The organism is Shewanella sp. AS16 (assembly GCF_021412365.1).
Lineage (GTDB): Bacteria > Pseudomonadota > Gammaproteobacteria > Enterobacterales > Shewanellaceae > Shewanella > Shewanella salipaludis.
On record NZ_JAKCLK010000194.1, the window covers coordinates 1 to 301 of the forward strand.

The following is a 301-nucleotide window of genomic DNA, read 5'->3' on the forward strand; positions in this document are numbered from 1 at the left end:
GATGCATGCTGATACCGTACAAATTTCTCGCGCCAGGGAAGCCCGACGTGAACTGGAAGAGATTTTCCAGCGTGAAATGCAACAAGAACGACGCCAGCTGGACGGCTGGGATGAATTTGAGTAGAGGGTAAAGATGGCAATCCGAAAACGTTTTATTGCGGGCGCAAAATGCCCGGCCTGTCAGGCACAGGATTCAATGGCGATGTGGCGCGAAAATAATATTGATATCGTTGAATGTGTTAAGTGTGGACATCAGATGCGAGAAGCAGACAAAGAAGCCCGCGATCACGTCCGCAAAGAT

Annotated in this window: 1 protein-coding gene; it reads left to right on the forward strand. The window is 49.5% G+C overall.

Annotated features, from left to right (window positions below; all coding sequences use genetic code 11):
- Nucleotides 1–133: 133 nt before the first annotated feature.
- Nucleotides 134–301, forward strand: a 168-nt coding sequence (locus LZP73_RS19955) for a YheV family putative zinc ribbon protein (RefSeq protein ID WP_234236651.1), incomplete at its 3' end; no start/stop codon positions are given.